This window comes from Ferruginibacter sp. (assembly GCF_031430955.1).
Classification (GTDB): Bacteria; Bacteroidota; Bacteroidia; order Chitinophagales; family Chitinophagaceae; genus Ferruginibacter.
Map to the genome: position 1 here is coordinate 1 of NZ_JANPCM010000559.1, position 5,661 is coordinate 5,661.

The following is a 5,661-nucleotide window of genomic DNA, read 5'->3' on the forward strand; positions in this document are numbered from 1 at the left end:
ATAGAAAGTTAATAAAATATTATAAACATGGGATTGTCTATTTAGTAAAGCCTAATCAAAAACGTTTCTGGTCTATTTCCCAGGCACTAAATGATGCAGATAATATTTTACTAGACCTAATAACTCAATAATCCAGCATGGGATATTTAAAAGGATATGAAAGTATAGCCCTTGCTGCTGGGTACATTCCCGACCTGCCATCGGAGGAAGCAATTGAATCATTTCAAGTTGAAGTATTTAATCTTATTTCTCAGGCTTATACGATAATTAAAACATCTGAAAAAATTTATGAGAAACCAGATGAAACTCAGATTAGCCTTTCATTATTTAAGGCATTGGAAATACTATGCAACAATGGTAGCTGGGTACACTGTGAGCATCATGAATTTACGGAAGAAATAATCTCAGGAAGAAAAAAATCAATTTCGGCAAAACGTTTTGATATTTACTTTGGTAACTGGAATTCACCCAAAAGGATTGAATATGGTATTGAAGCTAAGTTATTAATTGAAAACGATTTTATGGGCAAAAAAGCAAAATTTCTTGTTGATGAGTACATAGGCGATGCAGGAATGAACAAATATATAAGCGGAATTTATAAAAATAAAGGGTGCATGGTTGGGTATGCCGTGGAAGGAGGGATTAATGAAATTGTTGATAAGATTAATAAGCAAATAAAAACAACTTTTGACGCTAAACAAATATTATCTAAAGAAAGCCATTCAAAATTTAGCCATAAAGAAATTTATAAGTCTGTTCATAAAGAAAAATTGAACTATATACTGTTTCATTTGATGTTGGATTTTAATTAGCTTCATTTCATACTTATAACTGCCTTAATAAACCCATGGCACAATCCTCAATAGAATGGACAGAAATGACCTGGAATCCAACAACAGGTTGTACAAAAATATCAGCAGGATGTAAATATTGTTATGCTGAAGTAATGACCCGCCGCTTAATGGCAATGGGCATTGATAAATATAAAGATGGCTTTGCGGTAAGAACGCATGAGGATTCATTAATGACTCCTTTTGAATGGAAAAAACCTAAAGTGGTATTTGTAAATTCAATGAGTGATTTATTTCATCCTGATGTTCCTGTTGAATTTATAAAAAAAGTATTTCATGTAATGAATAATACACCTCAACATACTTACCAGGTGCTAACAAAAAGAGCAGACAGGTTATTTGAAATACATGAACAACTAAACTGGACAAATAATATTTGGATGGGTGTTTCGGTAGAAGATGAAAGAGTAACACAGCGTATAGATTTTTTACGGCAAACAAATGCAGCTGTAAAATTTCTTTCTTGCGAACCTTTAATTGGGCCGTTAATGAATTTAAATTTATTGGGAATTGACTGGGTAATTGTTGGTGGCGAAAGTGGAAGAAAAGCAAGACCAATGGAAGAATGGTGGGTTTGGGATATTAAGCAACAATGCCAGGAGCAGGAAGTGTTATTCTTTTTTAAACAATGGGGCGGCACCAATAAAAAGAAAGCAGGCAGAGAATTAGCAGGTAACACTTACAACGAAATGCCTGCAAGAGAAACAGCTGCTGTTAATTAAAATATTGTCTTCTCCGCTTAAATAAAAGTTCCCCAATGGTATACCGCACAAGAGTGCGATGCAACGATGATGCCATGAAAAACTACTGCCGGTAACAAAAAATTGTCCTTGTAAATTCAAAGTCTCGCTTTGAATTTACAAGGATGCATTATCCAATTATATATACAGAGGTATTTATTTTTATGTAATTAACTATAAACTACAAAGGCAGTAATACCTCACCACCTCCGCCTCAACTTTTCTTTCATCAATTTTATTTTACCGCATAAAATAACAATCAGCCTGGCATCATCCATTATAGAAAGCTGGTTAAGCGACTCAGTTACTTTTTTAATTTCTTCGGTATAAAATGCCGCCATTGTTTCAAAAGAATCCCAGTTAAAATTGGCACTGCTAATATCGGCTGCAATAATATTTAGCCGTGCAGTTCTTTTTTTAGTACCCATAATTTGTTTCATAACTTTTACTTTAAGTGATAAGGTTTACTATTGCCGGCAAAAAGTGGGAGTGGGTAATTGAATTGTAAAGATGAAACTAAGGGTAAGAAAAAACAAGCGCATCACTACTGATTATTAAACGTAGTTGATGCAGTAAAAAAAAGTAGTTCTACGTATAATTTTAATGGAATGTATTTCTACTTTTATCATCATTTTTAAATTTACTTATCATGCAACAACCTAAAAAAATTACCTTTTCTGCATTTTTCGGGCTATTATTTTTATTGCTGCCGCTTATAATTTTTATGGCTTCCTGTAATAACGATAGCGGCGGCGTTGTAATACAGGTGCCCAATGATACATCGGCACTGGCAAAAATTGATCATTTTATTCCATTGCAAAAAATTAAAGAATATGAGGCCGCTTTCAGCAGGGAAAGAGATTCTTTGCAAAAGTTTCGTCCGGGGTTTTCTATTCCCTTCAGCGAAGCGTTTAATAAAAAAGCAATAATAGAATTATTGCAAATTCCCGATTGTGTTGGTATAAGAATTTTATACGGGATAAATAAAAATGGCGACAGCAGCAGTGTACGTTTAGTATTGGTGGGTGTTAACAGCAAAGGCGAAAATTTATATCTTTCTGAACAAAAAACCGGCAAGGTAACTAACGAAACAGCAACTGCAGATAGCGCCGGCCGGCAAATGAAAACGTCAGAATCGTCAGGCGAAGAGGTTGGTGGAGAAGAACACGGACAGTGTAACCCTCCATGTCCTACTAATTATTAAAATATTTTTAATCAGCTTCGTACCTTATATATGAACAGCGAAGTACTATTTATTCTAAGCCTCACTATTGCTGTTACAGTAATTATTGGGGTAATAAGATATAAGTCAATCGATAAATCTTATTACCCCTTTTTCTACCTTGCCTTTATTTCACTTCTTGTGGAGATAGCCAATTTTGTACTTACAAAATATAAAATGTACAGTACCATTTCGGCAATGATAAACGTATTCGATTACCTCGAATTCTTTTTTTACACCTGGCTTTTTCATCTTTGGGGTTTATTTAATTATAAAAAGAAAATTTATCTTTTTATAATTGGTATTTTTTTTATTTGCTGGCTGGTACTTACTTTTTTTGCAGATGGGTTTACAAAAACAGGCGTTTATTTTCCTGTACTTTATACCATTGCATTATTGTTTTTTGCGGTTACGGCGTTTAATAAATTTGTAATACCCGACAGGCAGGCAATATTTAAAAATCCTAAACTTTGGATATTGCTTGGTGTAATTATATTTTTTACTTTTTATCTTTTAATAGCTTCTACCTATCTTTCGGTGTTTGGTAAAAATACCAGCAGCGGTTTGCGTAGAAACTTACAGGGTATAATCAGTTATTCAAATCTTATTGTTAATTTGATGTTTGCAACAGCTGCACTATGGATTCCAAAGAAGAAGAATTTTACCAGGCTATTTTAATTGTTGCTTCGTTGGTAGGCATCATACTGTTATATTTTATTATAACGGCAGTAAGCTATCATAGAAAAAGCCTGCGTATGCATAAAGATAAAATACAGGCCGAAATTGATACGCTTGAAAACGAAAGAAGAAGAATAGCATCTGATCTGCATGATGAACTGGGACCGTTATTATCTGCAGTAAAACTGCAAATAAATAATATTGAAACTGCGGGTGAAGAAGATCAGCAACTGGTTATAAAATCGAGTCAGCATATCGACAGTATCATTCATAAACTTCGTGAAATTTCCAACAACCTTATGCCCAATACTTTGCTGCGTAAGGGATTAAAAACTGCGATAATAGAATTAGCTGATACCTATAAAAAAGCAAGTAAGCTGGAAGTAAGGTTTAGTTGTGAGCAGGAGATTAGGCTTGACCAAAACAAAGAAATTAATTTGTACAGAATTGTGCAGGAAGTATTGCACAATACCATTAAACATTCCGGCGCAAATTTATTATTGATCAGTTTGCGTAAAGAAGAAAATCGCATTCTGCTTGCTACTTCCGACAATGGAAAAGGGTTTGATTATTTTTCAAAATCAAAAGAACTTAAAGGACTTGGGTTGCGTAACTTGCAAAGCCGTACAGAAGTTATGGGTGGCGAGTTAACCTGCAGCTCTCAACCCGGTAAAGGGGTAACGTATATTTTTGATATTCCGGTTTAATAAAAACAATGAGTACTACTGCAATTAAAATTGTTATTGCCGACGACCATGAAATTTTCAGGGATGGTTTAAAACTGATGTTGCAAAGGCAGACCGATATTATTGTTGCCGGCGAAGCTGCAGATGGAAAGGAGTTGATTGAACTGGTAAAACATACTTTACCAGATGTAATAATTACCGATGTAAAAATGCCGCAGCTTGATGGTGTTGCTGCCACAAAATATCTTACAGAACATTATCCATCTATTGGCATTATTGCCTTAACCATGTTTGATGAAGAAGATTTAATTGTGGATATGCTGGAGGCAGGTGCAAAAGGATATCTTTTAAAAAATGCTGACAAAACAGAAATTATAGAAGCAGTGCATACAGTTGCCAATAACGAACCGCATTACTGCCGCCTTACTTCTCAAAAACTGGCGGGCATGGTAGCAAAAAGTAAATTCAACTGGCATTTAAAAAAAGAAAAACCTGAGTTTAATGAAAGGGAGCAGGAAATAATCTGCTACATCTGCGAAGGATTAACCAATAAAGAAATTGGCGAAAAAATATTTTTAAGTGTAAGAACTGTTGAAGGGTTACGTTTAAAAATTATTGAAAAGATGAACGTAAAAAATACTGCGGGCATAATTGTGTATGCCATACGGGAACATTTGTACACACCTTTACTCTAAAAAATTCGCACTTACTAATTTTTTAAACTTTTATAGTATATTTCCACGTTATCATTACCACCACTCTGTTTTTTTATAATGCATGGCGCAACATTTGCAGCAGCTTATTTAAAAATTATTTTAAATGATAAAAGAAGATAAAAACAGGTTTATGCAAATGGCGGTAGATCTTAGCCAGTATGCCCTGGACAGTAAATGCGGCGGCCCATTTGGCGCTATCATTGTTAGAAAAGGTGAAATTGTTGGCAGCAGTGGTAATAAAGTTTTTGCCAATTGCGATCCTACCGCACATGCCGAAGTGATGGCAATAAGAGATGCTTGTAAAAATTTACAGACTACTGATTTAAGTGGTTGTGAAATTTATACCAGCGCCGAACCATGCCCTTTATGTACCGCTGCTATTTACTGGAGTAAAATTGAATCCGTATATTACAGCAATACAGAAGAAGATGCATTGGAACATGGTTTTATTGATAAAGAAATTTTAGCAGAATTGCGAAAGCCAAAAGCAAAACGCAGCCTGTTATTTAAGCGGATAAAAAATACGCAGGCGCTGCAGGTGTTTCGCAGGGCGCTGGAAAATTATTAAAATTATACAGCTCTTCTCTTATTTAAATTTACCAACCACTTACGCTGCTTTATTTTGAAAATGTATTTCGTAATTTATTTTTTGTATGTAAAAAAATAAAAACATTTTGTAAAAAACTATTGTTTTTTAGTACAAGTGTTACAGTTAATTTTAAGGCTCCTGGCAGGCACTTAAAAATTATTTTTTATTTTTTTCAAAAA

At 34.3% G+C, this 5,661-nt stretch carries 8 protein-coding genes; 7 read left to right on the top strand and 1 reads right to left on the bottom strand.

What is annotated here, in order from left to right; translation table 11 throughout:
• Positions 1-137 precede the first annotated feature (137 nt).
• Both ACY65O_RS15980 and ACY65O_RS15985 read left to right on the top strand, forming a co-directional pair.
• Positions 138-812 carry a hypothetical protein gene (locus ACY65O_RS15980; protein ID WP_462221861.1) on the top strand — a complete coding sequence of 225 codons (675 nt, stop codon included), beginning with the start codon at positions 138-140 and terminating at the stop codon, positions 810-812.
• A 35-nt stretch (positions 813-847) separates the two neighbouring features.
• Positions 848-1,573 carry a DUF5131 family protein gene (locus ACY65O_RS15985; RefSeq protein ID WP_462221862.1) on the top strand — a complete coding sequence of 242 codons (726 nt, stop codon included), beginning with the start codon at positions 848-850 and terminating at the stop codon, positions 1,571-1,573.
• Between the two features lie 218 nt (positions 1,574-1,791).
• Here the strand turns inward: ACY65O_RS15985 and ACY65O_RS15990 are convergent, their stop codons facing one another.
• Complete coding sequence (locus ACY65O_RS15990; RefSeq protein ID WP_462221863.1) at positions 1,792-2,031, bottom strand: hypothetical protein; 240 nt, start codon at positions 2,029-2,031, stop codon at positions 1,792-1,794.
• 209 nt (positions 2,032-2,240) lie between these two features.
• On the opposite strand from ACY65O_RS15990, the gene ACY65O_RS15995 reads away from it, so the two are divergent.
• The 5 genes from ACY65O_RS15995 to ACY65O_RS16015 all read left to right on the top strand — a co-directional run bounded on the left by ACY65O_RS15995 (position 2,241) and on the right by ACY65O_RS16015 (position 5,461).
• Positions 2,241-2,795, top strand: coding sequence for a hypothetical protein (locus ACY65O_RS15995; protein WP_462221864.1), 555 nt, complete (start codon positions 2,241-2,243; stop codon positions 2,793-2,795).
• 30 nt (positions 2,796-2,825) lie between these two features.
• Positions 2,826-3,491 carry a hypothetical protein gene (locus ACY65O_RS16000; protein WP_462221865.1) on the top strand — a complete coding sequence of 222 codons (666 nt, stop codon included), beginning with the start codon at positions 2,826-2,828 and terminating at the stop codon, positions 3,489-3,491.
• Complete coding sequence (locus tag ACY65O_RS16005; protein WP_462221866.1) at positions 3,452-4,198, top strand: sensor histidine kinase; 747 nt, start codon at positions 3,452-3,454, stop codon at positions 4,196-4,198. Before ACY65O_RS16000 ends, ACY65O_RS16005 begins: the two co-directional genes overlap by 40 nt.
• Positions 4,199-4,206: 8 nt before the next feature.
• Positions 4,207-4,872, top strand: coding sequence for a response regulator (locus ACY65O_RS16010; RefSeq protein WP_462221867.1), 666 nt, complete (start codon positions 4,207-4,209; stop codon positions 4,870-4,872).
• Positions 4,873-4,996: 124 nt separating this feature from the next.
• A complete protein-coding gene (locus tag ACY65O_RS16015) occupies positions 4,997-5,461 on the top strand; it encodes a nucleoside deaminase (protein ID WP_462221868.1) in 465 nt (154 codons plus the stop codon).
• Positions 5,462-5,661: the final 200 nt, after the last annotated feature.

What these genes read in the sequence shown, in the direction of transcription:
- ACY65O_RS15980 (WP_462221861.1), top strand. Translation starts at nt 138, where the DNA reads ATGGGATATTTAAAAGGATATGAAAGTATAGCCCTTGCTGCTGGGTAC.
- ACY65O_RS16000 (WP_462221865.1), top strand. Translation starts at nt 2,826, where the DNA reads ATGAACAGCGAAGTACTATTTATTCTAAGCCTCACTATTGCTGTTACA.
- ACY65O_RS15995 (WP_462221864.1), top strand. Translation starts at nt 2,241, where the DNA reads ATGCAACAACCTAAAAAAATTACCTTTTCTGCATTTTTCGGGCTATTA.
- ACY65O_RS15985 (WP_462221862.1), top strand. Translation starts at nt 848, where the DNA reads ATGGCACAATCCTCAATAGAATGGACAGAAATGACCTGGAATCCAACA.
- ACY65O_RS16015 (WP_462221868.1), top strand. Translation starts at nt 4,997, where the DNA reads ATGATAAAAGAAGATAAAAACAGGTTTATGCAAATGGCGGTAGATCTT.
- ACY65O_RS16010 (WP_462221867.1), top strand. Translation starts at nt 4,207, where the DNA reads ATGAGTACTACTGCAATTAAAATTGTTATTGCCGACGACCATGAAATT.
- ACY65O_RS15990 (WP_462221863.1), bottom strand. Translation starts at nt 2,031, where the DNA reads ATGAAACAAATTATGGGTACTAAAAAAAGAACTGCACGGCTAAATATT.
- ACY65O_RS16005 (WP_462221866.1), top strand. Translation starts at nt 3,452, where the DNA reads ATGGATTCCAAAGAAGAAGAATTTTACCAGGCTATTTTAATTGTTGCT.